Here is a 23,248-nt window from a genome sequence, read left to right as displayed (position 1 = left end):
ACTGTCCCGATTTTTCTATTTTTCATGTATTGATTCGATATAGACTCAAAATGTGTTAAAATATTATAAAAATTTTAACAATTGATCATCAAAAGGAGAATGAATTTGAACAATATATTCGATAATATGTACTTTACTAGTATTCTCAATGCGATTTCAGACGGAATTTTGATAGCTGATGGAAACGGAAAAGTCCTTTGGCTGAATCAAGCATGTGAGAATCTGGCGAATGTCTCCCGCTCACAAATCATCGGCAAAACAGCGGATGCGCTGGAGAAACAAGGCGTTTTTATGCCCTCCGCCACTAAAATGGTATTAAATAAACGAAATACAGTCAGCACAGTACAGACAACGGTGCAAAATCGGAAATACATCACTTCAGGATACCCCATTAAGGATGAACAAGGAAATATTGAATTAATTGTGGCTCATGCACGAGATATTACAGAAGCAGTTCGTACGAATTTACAGCTGGAAGAAACCCAAGAGCTTTTAAAAAGATATAGTCAAGAAATTATAAAGATTAGACAGGAAAATGATCTGGTAGCTTCAGAATACTTTTTCATGGGTAAAAGCCCTGCTTACGTATCTCTAATCAGCATGGTCGATAAAATCGCCTTAACAGACACAACGGTGCTAATCACTGGAGAAACAGGAGTTGGGAAAAATGTAATTGCCAACCGGATTCATCAATTAAGTGAACGCAGTCTTGAACCATTTGTAGAAATTAATTGTGGAGCCATACCAGAATCTTTAATAGAATCGGAACTATTTGGCTATAAGAAAGGAGCCTTTACTGGCGCCAGCTCAGGAGGAAAAGCGGGGCTTATTAAAATGGCAGACAAAGGAACTTTATTTCTTGATGAAATTGGGGAGCTTCCTCTTCATTTGCAGGCAAAGCTCCTTCAATTCATCCAGCATAAGAAATTTCTGCCGATCGGAGGAACGGAACATCAAACGGCCAATGTAAGAATTATAGCTGCTACAAACCATGATTTGCTTCAACAAGTTCAAGAAGGAAAATTCCGCTCTGATTTATTTTATAGACTAAATGTATTGCCCGTCAGAGTGCCTTCTATGAAAGAAAGAAAAATAGATGTCATTGATTTGCTGCAGTTCAATCTGGAGAAATACAACAAAAAACATAAGCGAGAATGCACATTTTCGCAAGAAGCGCTCAAACACTTGCAAGCCTATGACTGGCCGGGAAACATTAGAGAGCTAGAAAACATGGTAGAGCGGTTAGTGATTATCTCAGCTCATGATGAAATTCAAGTAGAAGATTTGCCTTTTCAAATGAAGACGAAGGAAAAAACAACCTTTACTCTTAACAAATATGAAAAAGGAAGATCCTTGACTGCTATTTTAGAAACGATTGAACGGGAAATTATTGAAGAGGCCTATGCTGAATGTAAAACGACAAGAAAAGCAGCAGATGAACTGGGGATTACCCAATCTTTATTGATGAGACGTATTCGAAAATATGGGATAAATCTAAGGGAATAAAAAATAGCGGGCAACTACTGGATCTCCAATAGGCTGCCTGCTGCCTCTTCCTTGTTGTTTCCCCAAGAAGGAATACTATAAGAACAGCCGCTTATAAAACGGCTGTTTTCTCTTTTTTAATATTTTTTCCGTACTTCTTGATACAGAAAAACCTTTAAAAAACGCCGTTATTAGCGTTCGGACTGTTCCTTGTTAACGGCCTCGTTATTTTCGTTAATCATACTTCTCACTTCTTGCACCATGTCATCAAAAGTTTGATTCACTCTATTCATAATTTTATCCTGAGGCGTGTTGCCATTTTCAAAATCCATGTTTTCGTTGTTATTACTTTTTTTCACTTTCTTCACCTCCGATATAAATATATGGTTTGTAACGAGAACAAAAATATACTTTGAGTTGCTTATTAACTAAAATTTGCACAACAAAGTGATGATTAATCAAAAACAGAAGGTTTATACAGTGGCTCTCTGTTTTTTTAGTGTATAGTGATAATAAAGTTATTGAATTTTGATTAAAAAAGATAAGAGCCTTACTACATTCTATATGCAGCAAGGCTCTTTAAAGTTGTTTCAAATTATATCCATCTGCTTATGTAATACTAAAAAAATGAATAATAAAGTTGTTTACTTCTTATTGAACTAATGCCCCCGTTAGTTTAAGTGTAACTCTTCACAATTATTTCATATTATATAGGTAAATAGAAAGATAAATTAGAGTTTAGTTTATAGTTATAAAAATAAGTTATTTATACCCTTACAATTCTTCAAAAAGGAGAGTGCATGAAAAAGACTATTGTTTTTGTATTAACGATATTTATATTATTCTCAGGATTCGCAACACAAAGTTATGCGTTGTCAGATTCGAAAGCTGTGGCAATACAAGCATTGCTAGATGATGCCTGTCGTATATCAGGTGTGCCTGGAATGTCAATCTCAATACTTGCTGATGGTGAAGTGTTCTACTTTTCTTCTGGGTATGCAGATCTTGAAAAGGGGTTGTCTGCAAGTGAAAATACACTCTATGAGTTGGCCTCGGTGAGTAAAGCTTTTACTGGTATGGGGATTTTGCTATTGGAAGAGCAAGGGCTGCTATCAATGACTGACCCTATCCAAAAATATTTACCTTGGTTTACGTTAAAGTATCAAGGTAAACCTGTTGATATGCAAAACCTTACACTAAATAACTTTCTTCACCATACCAGCGGCCTAACAAATATTAGACATACTCAAAATATTCCACAAGGTAATACGCCTGATATGTTGCAAAAGACTGTGAAAACGCTGGTAGATGCAGAATTGGCGTTCTCTCCCGGTGAACAATATAACTATGGAACCGTTAATTATGACGTATTGGGTTTGGTTATTGAGATTGTATCACGACAAAGCTATGAAGACTTTATGAAGGAACAGGTATTTCTACCCTTAGGTCTTCACCAGACGTATGTTTATAAAGAAGATGCTCAAGCCACTGGACAGTTAGCACAGGGCTATCGTTCTTCCTTTTTTATAACAACTCCATTTAACGCTCCGGATTATGCTGGGAATAAACCTGCCGGCTATATCATTTCTAATACAAAAGATATGGCGCGTTGGATGGGCATACAGATGGGTATCGTGCAGGACATACCCGAAATATTTCACAGGGTTATCGAAAAATCACATAGGGGTGATATGTCTGTTTCGGCTGTCAATGATATGTATTATGCGGCAGGTTGGTCGGTAAATGCCGAACAAACGTTTATAGAACACACTGGGGGTAATCCAAATTTTCGAACCGAAGTAGCCATACTGCCAAATGAAAGAACAGCCATCTGCTTACTGAGCAACGGCGCAAATACCAATATAAACCTGGTGCTAAAAGTTAAAAATATATTAAACGGCAATCTAACTCAGTCATATGAGATAAGCGGCACACAGCTTTTGGACATCATTTTGTCGTCTACCACAATTATTCTTTGCCTATTGGCCGTTCTGTTATTTCTCTTAGGATTAAGAAAAAGGAAAACGAATGAACAGCAGCCAATGACAAAAAAGAGAACAATCGTAACAATTATTTTCCTAATCGCTACGATTGCCCAGTGTATAATGTTTTTTGCCTTCGATTGGTCAACGATACTTATTTGGCAAACATATAGTGTTCTTACAGCTTTAATTTCGTCAACATTATTAACAGCAAGCATTACTTGGTTTGTATATACTCACCGATTAGATGCCTCGGTCCGAAAATAAGTATAATGTTAAGTAAATAAATCCTAATTTATCGATATTCTTAATTTAAAAAACAGGAAGACACCTCGGTGTCTTCTTTAATGTCATCGACACTTCTCCTAGTTAAACCCACTTGCTATTTCTTCCACTAACCAGCCCCGTTAGTAGAAGAAGGATTTTTAAACAACTATATTTTAAAAGAATGAAATCCATTACGATGGCAGAATCACACGGTGCATTAGATAAAGTAGAAGACCCGATTGCAATGCTAAATCAGTATGTAAGAGAAATGGAAGAAAACCTGACAAAAGGACAAGAAGCTCTTGCGAGACAGATCTTCCTTGAGAAAAAACAGAAGGGATTGATTTCTGAAACAGAGGTGTTAATTGCTAAAAGAGAACGCCAAGCAAGGCTTGCCGTAGAACAGGGTGACGATCATATGGCCACTCTTGCCCTGTATGAAAAAAGCTTGCAGGAAAATCAGCTGAAGCTGTATGTGGAACAAATTAAAGCCATTCAGCAGCAGAGAGAGTCCCTTAAAGAAAAATTACAGGAATTCAAAGGAACATACAATGAGCTGCTACATAAAAGAATCTTATTAAGCAGCAGAGCTAACGTTGCTCGATCGATTAAACAAATGCAACAAACGACTCTCTCATTTAATTCCGAAAACATCGCAAAAGGAATGGCTCGGGTAGAAGATCGAATTTTATTAATGGAATCAGAAGCCCAGGCTTTTTATTAATCCACTCAACCGAATGAAGTTTCAGCGAAAGGCTATATGGATAACAGCCTGGAAGAGCTTCTGCAAGAGGAGCTTCAAAAGCTAAAGCAAGGTTCATCTAAAGAAACAGCATAAATAGTGTTTGGGAAGCACCTTTTCATTACGGCGCTTCCCTTTTCATTTATTTATTTCTTTTCTCAAACACCTTTACCAGCTCTTTTCCCATCAGTTCAGATGAAAAGGGATCACGGCTTGTCACTGTTTGCTCATCCGCCCATACGGCATGCGCTTTTTTGTTTCAGTCTCCTTTATGATAAGAATCAATCTTTGGCTCTGAACTAAAAGGTAAAACGTTTGGCAGCCCATCTGATTCAATTTTTCCGGGATAACCAGTATAAGAATTAGGCTTCAAAATCTTTTATCTTAGCATCCGGTCTTAATACCTTTTCCGGATTAAACTTTGCTAACGGCTCGCCATTTTTTACTTTATTGACCCAGTCATGATTGGCAAGAGCGCCCTTTCCTAAGGTAACAACGTCGGCCTCGCCTTTTTCAATGATTGCCTTTGCTTTTTCTGGATCTTCTAAATGGCCGTTAGCGATAACCGGAACTTTGCCATACTTTTTTGCTAAGGCTGCTAAGGAGGGACCACCATCACCAAAGGCTGAATCAGTAGCAACGGTCCCCTCTCCTTCCGGAAATGCGGGCTGCCATGCTTCATACTCCGTCACATGGATAAAGTCGAGACCAGCCTGACCTAACTGGCCAAAAATAATCTCTGCATCTTTTTCTTTTCCTGCCCACTTATGCTCATAATCATTCACTTTTCCTTGGGAGATGCGAATGCCAACCGTAAAATCTTGTCCAACGGCCTCCCGGACACTTTTTGATACTTCCGTTAATAAACGTACCCTATTTTCAGTAGAGCCGCCGTACTCATCTGTGCGCTCATTTGTATAATCCGTTAGGAATTGATCGAGTATATACCCATTTGCCCCGTGAATTTCTACACCATCGAATCCCGCCTCTTTGGCACGTTTAGCCGCATTCACAAATCCATGGATGACTTCTGTTATCTCTTTCTTTGTTGCTTCTCTCGGTGTTTGGAACGGACCTTTTCCTCCGTAAAACTCCATTTGCTCTCCTTTTGGCTGAACAACAGAAGGTCCGATGGTTTCCTTTACAAAACGGTTTCCTTGAGAAAGGGCGCCCGCATGCATCAGCTGGGCAACTATTTTTGCGCCCGCTTGGTGGACAGAGTTTACTACTCTCTTCCATGCTTGTGCTTGTTCGCCGTTAGCAATGCCCGGCTGGTTTAAGTACCCTTGACTATACTGTTCATCCGGATAAATGCCCTCCGTAATAATGAGCCCAAAGCCGCCGCGGGCAAATGACGTGTAATAGGAGAGCATTTGCTCAGTTGCCCGCCCTTCGGAGGTGGCACTTGTACGCGTCATTGGGGCAACTCCTACCCTGTTATCTAGTGTGATGTTGCCTACCGTTACTGTTTCAAATAATAACTGGGTGTCTCTCAAATTTAAAACTCCTTTCCTCGATAGAGTCACTTATCAGTATGCTCCACTTAATAAAATTTTTTCGTTAACAGCCATCCATATGACAGGACATGCCTTCGATTGAAATAGCTGCTTTTTTCTTTTGAATCTCTTCATTTATAACTTGCTCAAGCGTTTCTTTAGATCGTATTCCTCCGATAGTCGTGTTCCCAATGACGAATGTTGGCACGGCCGTAATGTTCACTTCTTCATAGGCATGTGTTAGCGCCTTTTGGTGTGCTTCTTTATAGGTTCTTCTCTCCAAGGCTGTCCGATACTCCGACTCATTAAGCCCAATTTCTCCAGCTACTTTTGTTAGCACATCAATGTCCCCAATATCTTGTTCTTCTTGAAAAAAGGCACGAAGCATCCGATCATTATACTCGTTGCCCTTTCCTTTCTCTTTTGCATATTGATATCCTTCAAACGCCAGATGTGTGTATGGCTGTGGTGATATGCTTGGCAAGACGATAGCAATTCCCATACGCTCAGCCAACGGATAGACCGATTGCTTCCAGGTACTTTGCAAATAGTCTCCCTCAGGCTTTAACGTTTCATTTGGATAAGGACGCAGCTCGAAAGGCATCCATTCTACTTCTACATCCTTCCCTTTGATCGCTTCTTTTAACGGTTTTTCTGCCAAGAAACAAAAAGGACATACATAATCTGAATATACCTTAATCTTTATAGTCATTGCGATCTTCTCCTTTTCTTGCATGATTGTGTCGCACATCTGACCTATTCCCTTGACTGTGAAGGAAATTCATCACACATTCGATTATTCTCCACCTACTTTTGTATTTTATTTTGTTGTGCATTTTTCTAAACATCGCCATATGCACCTTTACACTCATTAATCATTGCTTATATGTGTATTTTCAAGTAAGGTATCTTGTTTGCATGTTTTTATAAATTTTATATTTGAATTTTGCACAATATGTAATTAGTTAAAAATTTATAGTCTTAGCTGATTAGTATAAAAAACAGCTCAACGGTTTGTTAAGCTGTTCAGCGCATTTCTGAGGAATTTTTAATTGGATAAAGAAAGAATTTTTAACGCCCAAGCAATAAACCGCCATCGTTTAGTTCCATATACTGTCTTCTTTTTCTTTTTGATACTATGATATATTTGCAAAGCAGCCTCTTCTGGAGATGCTGCCCAAAACAGTTTATCAGGTTCGCCTTTAGCCATTTCCGTATCAATGAATCTGCATTTAACGTCCGTGGCAAACACGTTTTCCTGTTGCATTTTTAGTTTTTTTCGGATGTTCATCAAGTAGTTGGATACGAAAGTTTTTGAGGCATTGTATAAAGGAGCAACCGGATTAGCCATTAATGCTCCAACCGATGATAGGCCGAATAAATGACATGCATCCTTCGCTAGAAAATGATGACATGCCACGTTCACTGTCATTACAAAACCTGAAACATTCTCATCTATTGCCTCCTTTGACAATCGACTTATGTATTAGTTGTTCTTGGAGAGCAAGGAGCTTATCTTCCCTTCTAGCGGCTAACCCGACAATATATCCCTTATTCGATAAAATTTCCGCCAATTCTTCGCCTATGCCGGAACTTGCGCCTACAACTATCGCTTTTCTCAAGTCATCCTCTCCATAGTTCTATTCTTATCTTTTCCAGATTCTTTAGTATTAGAAATCTTTTAATAAACGCTAAACCAATTAGACGTTATTTGGTTTGTCTCTTTCTACTAACTATAATCTGTTCTTATGACGATCGACGAATTGTTTTTTATTTCATCATATTCTCGAATTCTTCAATATCCTTATTAAATTCGGATTGCGTTTCTATGATTATTTGCTGTAAATCATCGGTTATTTGGCTAATCCTTCTTACTTCGTTTGAAATGTTTTCTACATTCATATTCATATTTTTAACGGCATGATCAACCTGACCAGCCAATTTCCGCACTTCATCAGCGACCACCTTAAAACCTCGTCCATGTTCTCCCACCCGGGCAGCTTCAATAGCTGCATTTAAGGCTAGCATATTCTTTTGTGAGGAAATATTGCGTATAAGTTTAGATATCTCACTGATTAGATCTGTTTGCGTTTTTAATGATTCGATGGCCTGAATTTTTTCAGAAGAATTGGTGACAATTATATTGACTAATTCTACGGGCATATCTTTTAATTGAGAAATGATTCCCCTTGTATAATTTTCTCGTTCTGTAATATTAGTGGCGATTTTCAGAACAGCTTCCACTTCCCCGTCCGCATCTCGAACCGGAATATAGGTCGCTTCGAACCATAGTAAATTTTCCCGCTTGCTTACTCTCTGAATTTTCTCTTGGAATTTGACTCCTTTTCCAAGGTTCATCCACAAGTCTTCATACTGCCTGCTGTTTCTAAACGCTGGCCTGCAAAATTGCTCATGCTTCATATTTTTCATTTCACTGGCTGTATAGTCCAAAGTCTTTGCAAAGTTTTCATTCGCCCAAATCACTTCTCTGTTCAAGTTAAATTCTATCATTGCTAAGTTGGACTCCAATGCCGTTACAACAGCTGCTTCGTTTAATACTTGCGAAGTCATTTTTTACCCCTCTCATTGTAGGGGCAGCCCAGCCATCATAACCCATTTGGTTTTAGACCTGTCGGCTTTGCGTCCTAATCTTTCGACAAGTTTGCTTTTCACATTTTTAATAAGTAATAGTTATATTATAAATCTTTTTATTGGCAATGTTATAAAATTTTGCAGAAAATAAAAAATCACTATTAGGCTACTGCTATAAGATGAAAATAAAGTTATTTCATTTTATAACGTCAAACAAGCATACCCCCGTTCAGACTTCAGAACGGGGGTAATTCGATAGAAGATGCTTTACTGCGCTTGAAAGATAACTGATACGCTGACTTTCTAATTGATTATCATTACTTTTTTGAAACTGGTATCCATATTTCACTTTTGAAAGTGGGTGAAGTTACATCTTTATTTTCGTTCCACAGGATTTCTGGACCTTCTATTTGTTCATAATTTGAGGATGGGAACCATTCAGAATAAATGCGTCCCCATACATCTTGCAGCGTATCCGGAAATGGTCCGATGGCTTCAAATACAGCCCACGATAGAGCAGGAACTTCAAGCTGTGTTAGATGATCAGGACACGCTTTCGTTGTTGCCACGCCAATATAGTGATCAAGTTCCCCTTTTTCCTCCATCCTGCCTTCAGAAAAGTTGGTGGATGCACTAAGAAGTCCTATAGGTTCGACATTAGAAAGTTTTTTTAGAGTATTTATCGTTTCACTATCTAAGCTTCTCCACATAGAGGCAATGTCCGGATTAACTCCGTTGAAAATAATAGGAACTCTTTTCTTCATACCCACGATGCGAAATGCCTCTTTTTCTTCCATTCGATAGTTCATTTCATTTCCTCCTTTGATTGATAAATGGAAGGTCATTCGTGGATAAGCTTTAAGTGAATGGCCATTACTTCTAGCCTCTGAAGGTGTGATGCCATGCAAATTTTGAAAAGCCCGTGCAAAAGAATCGGGGGAATTGTATCCATATTTTACGGCAATGTCAATGACCTTTGCGCAGCTGTCTTTAAGCTCAAACGCGGCAAGAGTAAGCCGTCTGCGCCGGATGTACTCTGATAATGAAACACCTGAAAGAAAGGAAAACATCCTTTTAAAGTGATATTCGGAGCAGAAAGCCCGTCTTGCTACTTCTTTAAAATCAATCTCATTCGTAAGGTTTTCTTCAATATATTGTAATGCGCCATTCATATCTTTAAGCAAATCCATTGATATGACCTCCTTTATCAAAAGAATAGCAAGAATCAAATGCATCCATCCGACTTTTCGTGCACAATTATGTAGGGTTAATTTATAGATAATAAAACGTGTTATTCAACAAAATAGTCCAATTGAAGAATAACAGAAGAAGAATTTTCAAATAACTTTATCTTTAATGTAACATCTTTACTTATAATTAAACGACTTTATTGTAAGTCGACAACTGGATGTTTTATAGAAGATAGACTCATGCAACACTACAAAACTGATGCTACTAGAACTTTTGCACAATGAAAAGCGTTCGTAACCATTCCATGAAGAAAGGGATAGATGATAATGTTAACTTTTCAAAGATTAATAGCCAGCAAAGACTTTGAATTTTATAGAGTTATTACTCCTGACTTTGATAATGTAGGATACTTAATATTTTATGATACTCACCGGAAAACTGTCTTAAGTGATAATACGGTTTTATCCGAAAGTGGGATGAGTGAAGAGGAATTTGAAGATTATGCTAGAGCTAATCATATTGCTGTCTTGTTCTTTTCGTATTTTGAAACTCACCATGAGAAATATGATAGTGAATTTCGACAAATATTAAATTTTGTTGACGGCATGTTAGACTATAAACCAGATACCACTTATTTTATGGATGTTTACACTATTGATAAAGAACTGGAGTTTGGTTATCCTAATGAATTCGAGAAGGTAAGTGAATTTGCAAGTTATTTAGTAGAGAGAGCAAATAAAGAAATTACTATTCCAAAAATCAGTAGGAATTCTTTTAAACACTTAACTCAGTAATAGAAATGTTAAAATCAATATTTCAACAAGAAGCTTTAATTCATTCTAAAAACAAAAAAACATAAAAATCTCTGTGAAAGTTAACAGGAATTTCCTTTGCCAAGTTGTTTTTCAACAACACAAAAAACTCATTTTGGATATGAATGAGTTTCATTTTATCAACAAAAGGGGTTCGGAATGGTCTTATTCTGAACCCCTTTTGATTTTTCATTAGTTTTAAAGCCATTCGAGAGAAAGATATCCCTCTCCAAGTTCATCTTAAAGCAAGTATAGTTGTACGGCTACCCTAATTTTGCAAGCCCTATTGATTGGAATGGAAGCGCGAAGACTCCTGCGGGATCAGCGGGACAGGTGAGACCCCGCAGGCGCTTTCGCGACGAGAAGGCTCACCGCCCGCCCCGCGGAAAGCGAAGCGTCTGGAATGGAAATCAACAGTCCCCGTTCAGCTCTAATGTCATTAAGTTTGTCTACATTCTGAAACTCATTTGGAATACAAATGAGTTTTTTCTTTTAAATCAATATTTATAGACTACTTTTAATCCGTATCTATTTTAAACTAACAAGTTCTAGACTATCAAATGAGAAAACAACTTTTCATCTTACAGTCGCTAATGCTGGTCTTGAAATGGAAAACATTGAAATATCATGAATCGTTTGCCCATGAATGATTATCTCGCTTAGTACTTCTCCTAAAACGCTACTATACTTAAAGCCGTGTCCCGAAAACCCACCGGCAATCATCACGTGCGAAAATCCAGGGTACTGATCTATAATAAAGTCCTTATCGGGGGTTTTTGTAATCATACAGGAGCTGCCCTTTATAAGTTTGCCGGCTGCTCCTGGCAAAAACTTTTCTAAAAAGTTTCTTAAATCTCCTTCATCATTAAGGTATTTGCCAAAGTCCTGACTCATTGCATCTGGATCTGTTTCTTTCTCCGAATCATTCCGGCCAACTTTCACACCACCACCTGTTATATTTGGAAACCCATAGTATTTTTGATTTTCTACATTAAAATAGAAGCAAGGCAGCAAAGGATGTTCATAATTCTTACTATTCGCTTCAAACCATCCTAATGTTTTACGCATTGGCTGTAACGGCAACCTTAATGACGAAAGAAGTTTACCTGTCCAAGCTCCTGCACAAATCACCACTTTATCAGCATAAACAGTCTCATTTGTAGTTTTTACAGCCACTCCACTAGTTGAAAAATCAATGCATTCTACTTTTGTATTATTCTTTAGTGACATATTATATGTTAGACCTAACTGTTTGTATGCAAGGATACATTGTTCATTAAGAAGAGCTCCAGAGGAGGATTCAAAGTAGCCAACAAGATGTTCAGGAATTGAAAAACCCGGCCATCTTTTTTGAATTTCATTCGCCCTCATCCTTTCTAAGGATAAAGAATGCTCTGTAGCACTTTTGACTGTTTCTTTTATAAAGGGAGCATCATCTTCTCCCACCATTAGAGTACCAGATGGAATGAAAAGCGTCTGACCCACTTCCTCTTCTAACTGCTTCCACAACTGTTGTGCTCTGAGAACGAGGCTTACATAATGGCCGCCTTCCCCAGTGGCATGGCGGATTAACCGAGTTTCCCCATGATGGCTTCCCCTGCCATGTGGAGGATCAAACGCATCGATTAATAAAGTATCGATCCCCTTCTTAGCTAAATAACAGCCTGTGGCCATTCCGACAGAGCCGGCACCAACAATAACGACACTGTAATGCTTTTTCATAGCGGAGAGTCTCCCTTTCTATTCTGATCAATACTCTGGAACTCTCATTTCCCAGACATCATGAACTTGCGGGCTATTTGTAATCAACAATCCCCAAACCAAAGCTAAAACAACACGGTTAAGATAAAAAACGTCACAGAAAGGATGCTAAACCTTTCCCTCGCATTTGTCCTCTTCCTTCCTGGATTGTCTTACTCTACCCCTTCAACTAAAGGAGCCGGGAATGAGAGGAGAAGGAAAATACTTTTTAAAGAATGTAAAATAAGTCTATTTGCCTCTGGCATACTTTACCCAGCCCACTATTACTGTTGCTGCTGCTATATAGCAAACACTAGCTGAAAAATAAACGATAAAATCCCATATACCCATTGTGTGACCCCCTCTTTCAGTAAGTAATTAGATTTTTCGCTATTTCCGCTGTTCTTGTTTATGCATCTACTTTCTCCGTAGGCATGTTTTGATAATTTCGCGGCATTTTATGCAATGTCATAAAGTGAGTAACCCAAAAAACAACTAAATTTACGACGATCCCTACTGCAATGGCCGGAATGCCAAAAGGTTCTCCTAAAATGTTCAGCCATAGGATCGTGACAAGCAGGCCCGCTACAATGGCTGGCGGCCCAGCATATGGAGATACTTTGCGCTCCGAAGGCCCTCCCCAAAGTATAGCTATACATAGTGGTGGCAAGACCGATGGAGCCCATAGCTGAAAAGCGTATAACATGAGCCCCATTACACTAGGGATAAATAACGATACAATAATCCCGCCAATTCCAACTATCAAAGTGGAGTATTTTGTCCATTTTAACAAGCTGCTGTCATCAGCACTCTTGTTAATAATCTTGCCGTAAATATCTCTTGTAAAAATAACGGCTGCCGTATTTAAGATAGAGCTTCCTGTCGACATGACAGCTGAAAGCAATCCACCAAATACTAACCCCACAATGCCGATCGGTAAGTACTCCTGTGCATAAGTAACAAATACCACATCTCCATTTAAACCTGGAAATTCAACAAATCCAATCAGACCGATTACCATGATTACGATGGTAAGAAAAATGTACATAATAGCAAAAGATACAGTGCTCCACTTGCTAATATTGGACGTTTTAGAAGATGCATATCGCTGGATATAGTGCGGCGCTAGTGCCTCTCCTAATAAAAAACTTAAGAATGTTGCAATAAATATACCAACTGTCCAAGGTCCTCCAAAAAAGACTAAATGCTCTGTATCAATGGCACCTACTTGATCAATAATCTGTGTCATGCCTCCCATTTTGTTAACACCTATGACGGCGGCTGTAGCCATACTGCCCACAAGAATAATAAACTGAATAGCGTCCGTGTATATAACTGCTAGCATCCCTCCTGCCCATGTATAAATGATTGTTATTAACGCACCAATAATGGTTAAAGTGATAAAGGGCAACTCGATAACCGGCTCCAAAATACGACCGAGCGCCAAAACCTGAACACCAAACATGCTTGCCATAAACAAGAATGCAATAATACTGGCTATAAGCTGGCCTGACCTTCCAAAATAAAACTCCATAATATCGCCAATCGTATATATATTTTCCATCTTACTTATGCGCGGTGCTACGAAAAATCCAATCAGAATTTGGCTGATGACCACTCCTAGAAGTGCCAAGAAAACAACAATACCAGTTTCATAAACGAAAGAAACTCTGCCAACTGTTGCCCCACCGCCGGCTAATGTAGCCCCGATGGTCGCAAAAATCAAAGCAAATGGCATAGATCTCCCTGCGACAGAATAATCACTGAAGGATGTAATCTTATTCATTGTGAAATAACCGATCCATAAAACCACTAACATATAAACAACTAGTATGGTAAGGTCCAGCCCACTTAGCATCATAATCCCTCCTGTATTTTCATTTATCGTTACTCATACAGCAAAGCGATTCGGTTCAAATGGCTGTATATTAAATTCGGTTTGCCCGGAATGAATTAAATCTGACATTATCTTGCCTGTAGCAGGCGCCATGGCCATGCCGACCATGCCATGTCCGGTTGAAACAAACAGGTTTTTATAGTCTGGAACTCTCCCTAAAACAGGTAAGCCATCCGGTGTCATCGGCCGCATTCCTGTCCACTCTTCCTCCATATCACCCGTTAAATCTTCATTTAAGTAACCTGAGACAGCGGAGCGGATTCCTTGCAGCCGCTTCTTATCAAGTTTCGTGTTAATTCCCGACAATTCCATCGTGCCACCCATTCTTACCGCACCATCAAATGGTGTGATTCCTGCTTTGACATCCCCCAAATAAAGGGGCCGCTGGATATGAATCTTTGGGTTAGTGGCGGTAATGCTATAACCTTTTCCAGCAGTTAAGGGAAGAGCATAACCAATTCTCTTGGCTAAAGTGCCAGACCATGCTCCATTTGCTAACAAGAAGTGATCTGCTTCAATCCGAGTTGATTTTGTGTGTACGGCTATCACTTCATGTCCCTGTCTTTCCATGTCGATGACTTCTGTGTGGGGCAATAGTTCTGCACCGGAAGCGGCCAGCTTTCTTGTAAGCGCTTTAGAAAAAGATTCTGGTCGAATATGATATTGTTTTGAAAGTAAAATTCCTCCAATTACTTGATTAGACAGGTTGGGTTCTAGGTCTCTCACTTCTGCAGCACTCAGGGCAACTGGTGATTCGTGTCCATGAACAGCCGCTCCATTTTCCAGCCGCTTTATTTTATTGTTAAGATTTTCTTGATGCAAGAAAGCGAATAAGATTCCTTTTCTGTGTAATTCAAAGTCCAATCCTTCAGACTGAAGGGAATCAAATAATTTCAATGTCGATTGGCTCAGTGTTAACAAGGCTGTTTCTCCATCTTCAAAATCGCGTTCGTTACAATACTTCATAAACTGGCTCACCCATCCGGATAGCTGAGGAAGTGCGGATGGCTTAATATACAAAGGACTGTCTTTTTGGAGCAGCATTTTAAATGATTCTGTCATTAATCCGGGGGCTGGGACGGGTTCGTGTAAAGCTGGACAGATCCACCCCTGATTTCCCCTTGAACACGCCTCTCCAAATTCTCCTTTATCCACGACAGTCACATCGTAGCCTGCTTGTATTAAATAATAGGCACTGCTAAGACCAATGACACCGCCTCCAATAATAACTACTTTCTCTTTCATATCTAAATGCTCCTTTCCATTCATCAGCAATTCATTTGAATTTTCTGATAATTTTATTTAATTTTATTATTAGTGGCGGAATTGTACATTGTTTCATGTGCCTAATATTCAGAAGTTTTTCACAAGAAATTTTTTACTTTTTGCACAGTCATACTTTGTTCAGTCATTTTATACAGCCTGCCTACATGTCCGATGTTCCCATATTCTCCATCATTACAGCGAGATAGAGCATAAATGCATTCTTGTAATTTTTAAGATCGATATCGCTAATTTCATAAATTTTATTCAAGCGATATTGCAGTGTATTTCTATGAATAAATAACCTATTCGCGGCACTTTTCTGATTGAATCCAGATTCACACCATGCACAAATTGTTTTGGATAAATCTTCCCAATCAGACTGTTCCTTCAAAGACGTTAACATACTTAATATGTAGCGCTTCGATAGATCTTTTTGGATGCTTGATACTAAGTCTTCAAAAAACAAATCTTGAATAAAAAAAACACCTGAAGAAGCATGTAGCTTTTTTCCAATTTTCAAAGCTCTCCATGCATCTTTATAGGATTGGCTTAATTCATTCATATTCTTTGCAATGGCGCCAATTCCGATAGAGGCGGAGATTCCTTTTGCTTCAAATTGAGCGATTATGCTTGAACACTTATCTTGTATCTCTTCGATAACTCCGTGTTCTGAGAATTGAAAGGCCAGAGCGGAAAGAACAATAAATTTATCATCCTGCATAGGAGCAATCAAGTCATTTGCTTTGTGAAAAGTCTTTTGTATGATAGCTAATACGTCTAGCTTTAGAGACTGAATCTGCAGTTCAGCAGATTGCTGCCCTCCTGCTTTTTCATATATTTTTTTAGTTAAATTTTCAAAACGAAAAAGATCAATGGCGATAGCTATATGAGGCGGCTGTAAATCATAACCTAGCTCGTGTCCTCTAGACAACAAGTAAGATTCGTCGCTCTTTTCATCATCAAAAACAGAAATCTCTTGGATCAAATTCTTCACCGCTTGTTCCCGAAGATGACTGGATTTCATATACATTTCTTGATGAAGCATCGTTTCAATATATCTCTTTAATAGATAACAATATTTCTTTACCTTTGCTTTTTCACCTGCCATTCCAAATGATCCAATATTTTTATTGAATAATTCAATGGGTAAAGCAAATCCTGGTTTCGTACCTTTCATTTTATCGATATTCATCGTATCTGGATTCGGCTTGCCTGTTTTGATAATTTGAACAGAGGCTTCATGAAAATCACCTAGCCTGGAAGGATCACTTGAACCAATAATGATCGAATCTTCATCTGTTATAATTACTTCATATCCAATAATCTCGCTTGTCGAAACGGCGATCTTCTGCGCAATATCGTCTAACATACTAGTACACCTCCCGTGCTCACTTTCTACAACTTTTTAGCTATTTTATTTATATAAAAATTCCTTCTTTTATTTTCGCATAATAGCAGTGTTTCTGGGAGATCTGCTGAATAGAAAGCTCCTCAGAAAAATAGCTACCAGAAACATCAACAGAAAGCTCTCTAAATAAAAGGTGCTTAGACTACTATTCCTTTACGTATTTAAATACAAAAAAGCCCCGGATTTCGGGACTTTTTAATCTTCATTTTAAAATAAAACCACTTAAAACCATAAGTACGTTTAAAATGACATGCCATACGATAGACGGAACAATGCTTTTAGATTTGATGGTGAGCCCGCCATAAAATAGCCCTCCCACAGAAAAAGCAAGGCAAGCAAGCCATGGAAAACCAAGTGAATAATGCTGCAAACCGAAGCCTAAGCTCGTGATGATGACTGCCCACTTTTCACCTAGTTGCTCGGAAAAGCGGCTTAAAAGAGCCCCTCGCCAAATCAGTTCTTCCAATACAGCATTTGTAAGCGAAAAGATAATAGTTAACAGCCAGACTTCCTGAATGAAAGACCAACCGTTTAGAATAACAAATGGTGTGCATATTAAAATATTTACCGTTACTGCTATAGTGAGAAAAAATTTAATCTTTGTCTGGTGAAAGCCAGACCAGATAAAGGGAAAATAAATGTATTCATTCCATTCGGGCCTTCTCCAATATCTAATAAACGGAGAGCTTGAAAAGAGTGAGAGTACAACCAGCGGGATTAAAACAGTCACTAACGATAATCTATTTAAAAAGATATGTAATTCTCGCGATTCAGCTTGAACGATCCCATGAGCGTTTATGTACAAATAAATGAAGAACCCTATCCCAAAGAAGCTAGTGGTATAAACAAATGATTTTAGAGGTTTATCCAAAATCACAAATAAAAAAATAGCAAAAAAGATGCACAAGCTCATGAGTAAGTAACTGTGAATTTGTATGGAAATAACAAGCAAGACAAATAAAGATAAGCAAGCCATGCTTTTAGTAAAAGTATGGTGTATGTTCATCCCCTCCTTTTAAGAGCGCATCCTCCTTATTTTGCTTAATTGCTTCTGGATGCCGCCTACGTGTTGAATGTTGGATATATTGATATTTTCAAGACCTTTATCATTCAATTATAACGAAAAGATCATCGTCCATGCATAAGTTTAATAGCAGCGAAGAAAAAATGCTTGGAATAATGTAATCCAAGCATTTTTTATAAATTATTGTCTATCGGGTTTTAATTTCATCATCGCTCCAAAATACTGTTGAGCGGTAGTAAAACAAATAAATGCACAAAGCTCACTGATTTCAGCTTCAGAAAAATAATCGGCTACTATTTGAAAGGCCGAATCCGGAACATTTCCTTTTTCATATTTTAAAAATACCTCTGCAAATCCTGTTGCGACTGCTGTTTTTTCATCAAATAAATGCGGATCGGGCTTCCCTTTTGCCTTGCAATACTCACAGCCATTACTTTGTGCCAAAGTTCTTCTAACCTGCTCTTTTAGTTTAGATGAAAGCAGTCCATCCTGCTCCAGCACTTCTCCTAAATCAGACCATGCCTCCATTACTTTTCTATTGTGGCCTAATAATTTTTGAAAAGGTGTCTTCCCGAAGTTTGATTGAATAACTCTTGCCACCTGCACCACCTCCTTGTTACATTAAATATAAACTGAAAAAGCTTGATTTCACATTAAATACAAAATGTTTTTCCATAAGGTAAATTAAACATTCAACAAAAAAAGGGAGATTTCTTTAAAAATGAAAATAGATGAGATTGATAAGAAAATATTAGTTGAGTTATCGCAGAACAGTCGTTTGTCGATGAGTGAACTTGGAAGGAGAATTAATTTATCTTCCCCGTCTGTTACTGAACGGGTCAGACAAATGGAGTCATTTGGAATTATCAAGAAGTATACATTAGACATTGATTACGAAAAATTAGGGCTGCCTATTCAATGCATCGTAGAGGCAACAGTGAAAAATGGGGATTATAACCGCTTTAAAAGGTATATAGAAAGCCTTCCGAATGTTGATTTTTGTTACCGGGTTGCGGGCAATGCCTGTTATATGCTGAAGATGCAATTTGAAAATTTCTCTCAAGCAGAAGAGTTCATTAACACAGTCAATCCTTATGCTTCTACTGTTACCCATTTTATTTTTTCAGAAGTAGAAACAAATGTACAAATAGATTTAGAATGACCCTTTCTACGCTACTAAATAAGGAGACCTAAGTTGTTAGAGTAGAAATCGATGGGCTGTCGCCTGTTTTAACAGGTGTAAAAAGCTCTATTCAGGCATTAGTCATAAAAAGAAAAAGGCTGCCAATCTGCTAGCCTTTTTCTTTGCTTCGTTCAATGGTCTTTATTCCACTCCTTGCAAAGTTAGATTTTATTGATGTTTTCATAAACGATGGGCAGTTTGAGCGATTCGGCCGGCAGCGGGCGACTAAAATAATAGCCTTGCCCCTCATCGCATCCTTCCTTCTTCAGAAAAGCCAACTGTTCGTCCTCTTCAATCCCCTCTGCAATCACGCCTATATTCAATTTATGGGCCAAAGATATAATGGTAGAAGCAATAGCCATTCCATTTAAGTTTTGTTTCATATCTTCAATAAAGCTGCGGTCAATTTTCACATGGTCAAAGGAAAACTGTCTTAAATAACTAAGCGAAGTGCACCCTGTTCCAAAATCATCAATAGCCATTGAAATACCGATTGCTTTTAGCTTCATTAAATTTTCTTTTAAAAGTTTAGTATCCTCTATTAAAACACTCTCTGTCACTTCTAGCTCTAGCCATTTTGCCTCAAGTCCTGTCTCTTTAAGCACCATGCTTACTGTTTCAACAAAACTTGGGTGCCGCAACTGTATAGTGGAAACATTGACGCATACTTTAAAGGGAGGGTGCCCAAGATCCTGCCAAGCTTTATTTTGAGAGCAAGCTGCGTGAAGAACCCAGTTGCCTATGGGAATGATTTGTCCACTTTCCTCTGCAATCGGGATAAATTGGTCCGGTGATATAAAACCAAGATTGGGATGATTCCATCGTATTAATGCTTCCATCGCTCGCAGCTCACCATTATTCAAGTCGACAATCGGTTGATAATAAAGCAAAAACTCCAGATTCTTAATCGCTGCTTTTAAATCTTTTTCAATTGTTAATTTGTAAGCAGCCTCTACTTCCAGTTCTTTTGAATAGACTGTATAGCTGTTTCTCTCATGCTTTTTTGTGTAATACATAGCTGTATCAGCATTTTTTATTAATTCCTCTACACTTTCTTTTTCTCCATCATTAAGTGCAATCCCTATACTCACTGAGGTCGATACAGAGTGCCCCATCACATCAAAAGGTTCTGCCATTGCCTGATTTAGACGCTCGGCTAATAATATGACTTCTTCTTCATCCGTATCGGGAAATAATATGACAAACTCATCTCCAGCAAATCTGCTAATCGTGGCGGTTTCATGTACAATCTCTTTTAATCGCCTAGAAACCGCTTTTAAAAATTCATCTCCTACATGGTGTCCCAGTGAGTCATTGATCACTTTAAAGCGATCCATATCCAGAAAGAGGACCGCATACTGGTGATGACTCCCTTCTGATAGCTTGGCAACTTGCTGGAGCCGATCCTCAAACAATTTTCGGTTTGGCAATTTAGTTAATGGATCATAGAATGCCAGGTCCTCCATCAACCTTCTATGCTCTAATTTTTCTGTAATATCTTTAGCAATCCCATAAGCCCCTATGACTTCTTCGCCTGATCTCATCGGAAAATTGGTAATATCCAGGTATTTCTGTTCTCCATTTTTGCACATGATGGAAACTTCATAGTTTTTGGTAGCTCCCTGTTTCGCTTCTTCAAAATTGTGAACAGCAATGGGCAGATCTTCAGGAACGATCAGCGGAATAAAAGACATCTCTAACAATTCATTTGTCGAATAACCTGTTAGCGCTTTACACCCCGGATTCGCATCTATAAAATTGCCGTCCATATCAAAAGTGAAAATAGCATCTGGGTTATTATAAAAGAGAGATTGGAAGCGCTCTTTATTTTCTTTCAACTTTACATGAGCAATGACTTCTTTTGTTATATCAACCACTGTTCCGAATATCATTCTTTTGCCATTCACAATGGCTTTAGTCGCATGCACGGCTGCATGTATCAGACTACCGTCTTTTTTAAATGCTCTCACATGGTATGGCACTTGAGCCCCGCGCTCTCCCGTTTCTTTATGAACGCCTTCTCGTAATAAAGATAAATCATCAGGATGTATTAATTTATCCAATGCGACTTTGTCTCCAACTAACTCCTCTTTTGTATATCCAACAAGTTGGCAAAATTGATGATTAATATACGAGTAAGTAGCATCTTCTAATACGTACATACCGACAGGTGCATTTTCAACTAGAGTTTCAAACATCTCTTTATAAAAAGCAGGCTCTTTTGAAAGTGCTTGATGATTCTCCTCTAGTGAGCTCTGGAGATGGCCTTGAAATAGTTGTATATCACGGCTGCAGCTGTAGTTTTCATTGTTTTCATTTTTCATTATGTTTACCTCCAAGAGGACGGATTCACTTGTATAATTTAGAGTACCTATCTAGAGCAGCATTTGACAAGAGTAAATATAGACGAGCAAGCATTTAAATTGTGAATGATCCATCTTCTTCCACAAAAAGGATATACTTCACGTGGACAAAAAGACCGACATAGAATCGTAATTTGTTCTGTGTCGGTCTTTCTGCATTATGAAGAGTATTTTATTCAACAAGCGATTTTTACATTTTGGCTCTGCTAAAGATCCATGATATTTTTTGAATCGTTGATGATAATGGAGAACGTCCCCCTGCGCAGTGCCTGTTCATTGTCTATTACATTTCCCTTATCTTTCTTAAGGTAAACACCGTTCGTTATGTCATCATCCTTCATCCCCAGCATTTATGTTCTTCTTCCAAGAGAAGATCCTTTATAAGGTAGATGAAGTTTTTATTGACTAATCTGGCGATCGTTGTGGTCACCACAAAGAAAATAACTTAATTTCTTTATTCCGTGCTCTATCTCCTCTAAACTTGGCTCCCCGTATCCGATCATAATCTGGTTGTTCGGTTTCTGCTGTTCATACAGGCTAGAAATTCGATCTAACGCAATGCCTTGCTGATAAGCTTGGTGAATTACATGATCTTCTGTCAGATGAGCGGGCAATTCTAACACAATATGTAATCCCGCTTCCTCTCCTTTTACTTTAAAGCCCTGGCCTAAATATCTTTCAATATTCTTTAATAAGTGCATCCGTTTCTTCCGATAGAGCACCCGCATTTTCGCAACATGTTTGCTATATAGCTCTTTGTTTATGAATTCGGCCAACGTATGCTGGTCTACTTTAGAAACGGTTGATTTTAGATGCTTATTAAAATCTTCAAACGGCTTCACGAAATGAGCGGGCAATACAATGTAACTGATTCGTAAAGAAGGCATCAATGTTTTAGAAAACGTGCCAAAATAGATCACATGCTGAAGCTGGTCCAGATTGGCTAAAGTTGGAATAGGCGTACCTGTGTACCGAAACTCTGAATCATAATCATCCTCTATAATGACGCCTTGATTCTTCCTTGCCCAATTTAACAGATCTATCCTTCTTTGGATTGTCATGACCTGCCCATTTGGAAATTGGTGAGCGGGTGTCATATACAGGCAATTTATATGAAGATCTGGTACTTGGCAGCCCTCTTCATCTACATCCACAAGCTTATAGGGACGCCCAAGCTGCCGAAGTGTGGCCTTTGCTCTCATAAAACCAGGCTCTTCTATCCCTATGCTCCTATCTTCAAAAAACAGCATGCAATTCATAAATTGTTGTTGAAAGCCGCTAAAGACAAATACTTGCTGATAACTGCAACTTAGTCCTCTAGCTGTTGCTAAATACTGGGCAATCGCGCGACGAAGCACTTCTTCTCCTTGCCATGGGGCATTTTGAGGAGAAAGCATCTGCAGCTTTTCACGGTAAATGCGCAACCATTGATTATAAGGAAAGCTATGCAAATCTACCTGCCCGTTTCTAAAGTTATAAGCAGGGGGAACTTCTTGCTGATTGTTTGGTAAATCTTCCGTTTTGTTTTTTTGTTCATGCCATTCTTCCAAAATAGCCGCTACGAAGTACCCTCTCCTCTCTATCGAATAAATGTATCCTTCACTTACCAATTGATCGTATGCTTGTTGAACAGTGATCACACTGACATTCAATTGAACAGCTAACTTTCTTTTAGCGGGCAACTGCGTATCCTTTCTGAAATTCCCAAGCAAAATGCCTTGTCGGATGCCTTCATAAATTTGAAGAAACTTTGGCTTCTTATGAGAGAAGTGAATTTCTAATTCCATATCCATACTCCCT

The 23,248-nt window shown here is 38.5% G+C and carries 21 protein-coding genes and 1 riboswitch; of the genes, 5 read left to right on the top strand and 16 right to left on the bottom strand.

Going from position 1 to position 23,248, the window contains the following annotated elements:
• Positions 1-99 precede the first annotated feature (99 nt).
• On the top strand, positions 100-1,506 hold the full coding sequence (locus tag ACH0BF_RS01340; protein ID WP_406908656.1) for a sigma-54 interaction domain-containing protein: 1,407 nt from the start codon (positions 100-102) through the stop codon (positions 1,504-1,506).
• A 170-nt stretch (positions 1,507-1,676) separates the two neighbouring features.
• On the opposite strand, the gene ACH0BF_RS01335 is transcribed toward ACH0BF_RS01340, so the two are convergent.
• A complete protein-coding gene (locus ACH0BF_RS01335; RefSeq protein ID WP_340854051.1) occupies positions 1,677-1,844 on the bottom strand; it encodes a hypothetical protein in 168 nt (55 codons plus the stop codon).
• Positions 1,845-2,285: 441 nt separating this feature from the next.
• Here ACH0BF_RS01335 and ACH0BF_RS01330 point away from each other — a divergent pair, with 441 nt between their 5' ends.
• A complete protein-coding gene (locus tag ACH0BF_RS01330; protein ID WP_406908655.1) occupies positions 2,286-3,734 on the top strand; it encodes a serine hydrolase domain-containing protein in 1,449 nt (482 codons plus the stop codon).
• 181 nt (positions 3,735-3,915) lie between these two features.
• A complete protein-coding gene (locus ACH0BF_RS01325) occupies positions 3,916-4,458 on the top strand; it encodes a PspA/IM30 family protein (RefSeq protein WP_406908654.1) in 543 nt (180 codons plus the stop codon).
• Positions 4,459-4,838: 380 nt separating this feature from the next.
• Here ACH0BF_RS01325 and ACH0BF_RS01320 read toward each other — a convergent pair whose 3' ends face one another.
• The 6 genes from ACH0BF_RS01320 to ACH0BF_RS01295 form a co-directional block, all read right to left on the bottom strand.
• A complete protein-coding gene (locus ACH0BF_RS01320; protein ID WP_406908653.1) occupies positions 4,839-5,972 on the bottom strand; it encodes an NADH:flavin oxidoreductase in 1,134 nt (377 codons plus the stop codon).
• Positions 5,973-6,036: 64 nt separating this feature from the next.
• Positions 6,037-6,684: a DsbA family oxidoreductase gene (locus ACH0BF_RS01315; protein WP_406908651.1), complete on the bottom strand. Its 648-nt coding sequence runs from the start codon at positions 6,682-6,684 to the stop codon at positions 6,037-6,039.
• A gap of 336 nt (positions 6,685-7,020) precedes the next feature.
• Positions 7,021-7,404, bottom strand: coding sequence for a Rossmann-fold NAD(P)-binding domain-containing protein (locus ACH0BF_RS01310; protein WP_406908650.1), 384 nt, complete (start codon positions 7,402-7,404; stop codon positions 7,021-7,023).
• Between the two features lie 19 nt (positions 7,405-7,423).
• Positions 7,424-7,594 carry an SDR family NAD(P)-dependent oxidoreductase gene (locus ACH0BF_RS01305; protein ID WP_406908649.1) on the bottom strand — a complete coding sequence of 57 codons (171 nt, stop codon included), beginning with the start codon at positions 7,592-7,594 and terminating at the stop codon, positions 7,424-7,426.
• Positions 7,595-7,742: 148 nt separating this feature from the next.
• Complete coding sequence (locus tag ACH0BF_RS01300; protein WP_406908647.1) at positions 7,743-8,543, bottom strand: methyl-accepting chemotaxis protein; 801 nt, start codon at positions 8,541-8,543, stop codon at positions 7,743-7,745.
• 19 nt (positions 8,544-8,562) lie between these two features.
• Positions 8,563-8,649, bottom strand: a riboswitch (cyclic di-GMP riboswitch).
• Between the two features lie 232 nt (positions 8,650-8,881).
• Positions 8,882-9,754, bottom strand: a complete 873-nt coding sequence (locus ACH0BF_RS01295; RefSeq protein ID WP_406908646.1) for an AraC family transcriptional regulator — start codon at positions 9,752-9,754, stop codon at positions 8,882-8,884.
• 327 nt (positions 9,755-10,081) lie between these two features.
• On the opposite strand from ACH0BF_RS01295, the gene ACH0BF_RS01290 reads away from it, so the two are divergent.
• Complete coding sequence (locus ACH0BF_RS01290; protein ID WP_406908645.1) at positions 10,082-10,549, top strand: hypothetical protein; 468 nt, start codon at positions 10,082-10,084, stop codon at positions 10,547-10,549.
• Positions 10,550-11,143: 594 nt separating this feature from the next.
• On the opposite strand, the gene solA is transcribed toward ACH0BF_RS01290, so the two are convergent.
• From solA to ACH0BF_RS01260, 6 genes are all read right to left on the bottom strand, one after another.
• Positions 11,144-12,289, bottom strand: coding sequence for an N-methyl-L-tryptophan oxidase (solA, locus tag ACH0BF_RS01285; protein ID WP_406908644.1), 1,146 nt, complete (start codon positions 12,287-12,289; stop codon positions 11,144-11,146).
• A gap of 427 nt (positions 12,290-12,716) precedes the next feature.
• Positions 12,717-14,168, bottom strand: coding sequence for a sodium:solute symporter family protein (locus ACH0BF_RS01280; protein ID WP_340854035.1), 1,452 nt, complete (start codon positions 14,166-14,168; stop codon positions 12,717-12,719).
• A 30-nt stretch (positions 14,169-14,198) separates the two neighbouring features.
• Positions 14,199-15,449: an NAD(P)/FAD-dependent oxidoreductase gene (locus tag ACH0BF_RS01275; RefSeq protein ID WP_340854033.1), complete on the bottom strand. Its 1,251-nt coding sequence runs from the start codon at positions 15,447-15,449 to the stop codon at positions 14,199-14,201.
• 181 nt (positions 15,450-15,630) lie between these two features.
• Complete coding sequence (locus ACH0BF_RS01270; protein ID WP_340854031.1) at positions 15,631-16,839, bottom strand: CdaR family transcriptional regulator; 1,209 nt, start codon at positions 16,837-16,839, stop codon at positions 15,631-15,633.
• A gap of 241 nt (positions 16,840-17,080) precedes the next feature.
• Positions 17,081-17,884, bottom strand: a complete 804-nt coding sequence (locus ACH0BF_RS01265) for a CPBP family intramembrane glutamic endopeptidase (protein WP_259455537.1) — start codon at positions 17,882-17,884, stop codon at positions 17,081-17,083.
• 198 nt (positions 17,885-18,082) lie between these two features.
• Positions 18,083-18,502 (bottom strand): carboxymuconolactone decarboxylase family protein, encoded by a 420-nt coding sequence (locus ACH0BF_RS01260; RefSeq protein WP_120031432.1) that lies wholly within the window; start codon positions 18,500-18,502, stop codon positions 18,083-18,085.
• 121 nt (positions 18,503-18,623) lie between these two features.
• Here ACH0BF_RS01260 and ACH0BF_RS01255 point away from each other — a divergent pair, with 121 nt between their 5' ends.
• Positions 18,624-19,064 carry an Lrp/AsnC family transcriptional regulator gene (locus tag ACH0BF_RS01255; RefSeq protein WP_406908643.1) on the top strand — a complete coding sequence of 147 codons (441 nt, stop codon included), beginning with the start codon at positions 18,624-18,626 and terminating at the stop codon, positions 19,062-19,064.
• A gap of 182 nt (positions 19,065-19,246) precedes the next feature.
• Here ACH0BF_RS01255 and ACH0BF_RS01250 read toward each other — a convergent pair whose 3' ends face one another.
• From ACH0BF_RS01250 to pdxR, 3 genes are all read right to left on the bottom strand, one after another.
• Positions 19,247-21,409, bottom strand: a complete 2,163-nt coding sequence (locus tag ACH0BF_RS01250; RefSeq protein ID WP_406908642.1) for a sensor domain-containing protein — start codon at positions 21,407-21,409, stop codon at positions 19,247-19,249.
• Positions 21,410-21,654: 245 nt separating this feature from the next.
• Positions 21,655-21,798, bottom strand: coding sequence for a hypothetical protein (locus ACH0BF_RS01245; protein WP_182916935.1), 144 nt, complete (start codon positions 21,796-21,798; stop codon positions 21,655-21,657).
• A 48-nt stretch (positions 21,799-21,846) separates the two neighbouring features.
• On the bottom strand, positions 21,847-23,235 hold the full coding sequence (gene pdxR / locus ACH0BF_RS01240) for a MocR-like pyridoxine biosynthesis transcription factor PdxR (RefSeq protein ID WP_406908640.1): 1,389 nt from the start codon (positions 23,233-23,235) through the stop codon (positions 21,847-21,849).
• Positions 23,236-23,248 lie beyond the last annotated feature (13 nt).

The organism is Pseudobacillus sp. 179-B 2D1 NHS (assembly GCF_045370945.1).
Taxonomy (GTDB): Bacteria; Bacillota; Bacilli; order Bacillales; family Domibacillaceae; genus Pseudobacillus.
Note: the sequence above shows the minus strand (reverse complement) of the source record. Positions and strands in the feature narration are given on the sequence as shown.

What these genes read in the sequence shown, in the direction of transcription:
- ACH0BF_RS01340 (WP_406908656.1), top strand. Translation starts at nt 100, where the DNA reads ATGAATTTGAACAATATATTCGATAATATGTACTTTACTAGTATTCTC.
- ACH0BF_RS01330 (WP_406908655.1), top strand. Translation starts at nt 2,286, where the DNA reads ATGAAAAAGACTATTGTTTTTGTATTAACGATATTTATATTATTCTCA.
- ACH0BF_RS01325 (WP_406908654.1), top strand. Translation starts at nt 3,916, where the DNA reads ATGAAATCCATTACGATGGCAGAATCACACGGTGCATTAGATAAAGTA.
- ACH0BF_RS01315 (WP_406908651.1), bottom strand. Translation starts at nt 6,684, where the DNA reads ATGACTATAAAGATTAAGGTATATTCAGATTATGTATGTCCTTTTTGT.
- ACH0BF_RS01310 (WP_406908650.1), bottom strand. Translation starts at nt 7,404, where the DNA reads ATGACAGTGAACGTGGCATGTCATCATTTTCTAGCGAAGGATGCATGT.
- ACH0BF_RS01300 (WP_406908647.1), bottom strand. Translation starts at nt 8,543, where the DNA reads ATGACTTCGCAAGTATTAAACGAAGCAGCTGTTGTAACGGCATTGGAG.
- ACH0BF_RS01295 (WP_406908646.1), bottom strand. Translation starts at nt 9,754, where the DNA reads ATGGATTTGCTTAAAGATATGAATGGCGCATTACAATATATTGAAGAA.
- ACH0BF_RS01290 (WP_406908645.1), top strand. Translation starts at nt 10,082, where the DNA reads ATGTTAACTTTTCAAAGATTAATAGCCAGCAAAGACTTTGAATTTTAT.
- solA (WP_406908644.1), bottom strand. Translation starts at nt 12,289, where the DNA reads ATGAAAAAGCATTACAGTGTCGTTATTGTTGGTGCCGGCTCTGTCGGA.
- ACH0BF_RS01280 (WP_340854035.1), bottom strand. Translation starts at nt 14,168, where the DNA reads ATGATGCTAAGTGGGCTGGACCTTACCATACTAGTTGTTTATATGTTA.
- ACH0BF_RS01275 (WP_340854033.1), bottom strand. Translation starts at nt 15,449, where the DNA reads ATGAAAGAGAAAGTAGTTATTATTGGAGGCGGTGTCATTGGTCTTAGC.
- ACH0BF_RS01270 (WP_340854031.1), bottom strand. Translation starts at nt 16,839, where the DNA reads ATGTTAGACGATATTGCGCAGAAGATCGCCGTTTCGACAAGCGAGATT.
- ACH0BF_RS01265 (WP_259455537.1), bottom strand. Translation starts at nt 17,884, where the DNA reads ATGAACATACACCATACTTTTACTAAAAGCATGGCTTGCTTATCTTTA.
- ACH0BF_RS01255 (WP_406908643.1), top strand. Translation starts at nt 18,624, where the DNA reads ATGAAAATAGATGAGATTGATAAGAAAATATTAGTTGAGTTATCGCAG.
- ACH0BF_RS01250 (WP_406908642.1), bottom strand. Translation starts at nt 21,409, where the DNA reads ATGAAAAATGAAAACAATGAAAACTACAGCTGCAGCCGTGATATACAA.
- ACH0BF_RS01245 (WP_182916935.1), bottom strand. Translation starts at nt 21,798, where the DNA reads ATGCTGGGGATGAAGGATGATGACATAACGAACGGTGTTTACCTTAAG.
- pdxR (WP_406908640.1), bottom strand. Translation starts at nt 23,235, where the DNA reads ATGGAATTAGAAATTCACTTCTCTCATAAGAAGCCAAAGTTTCTTCAA.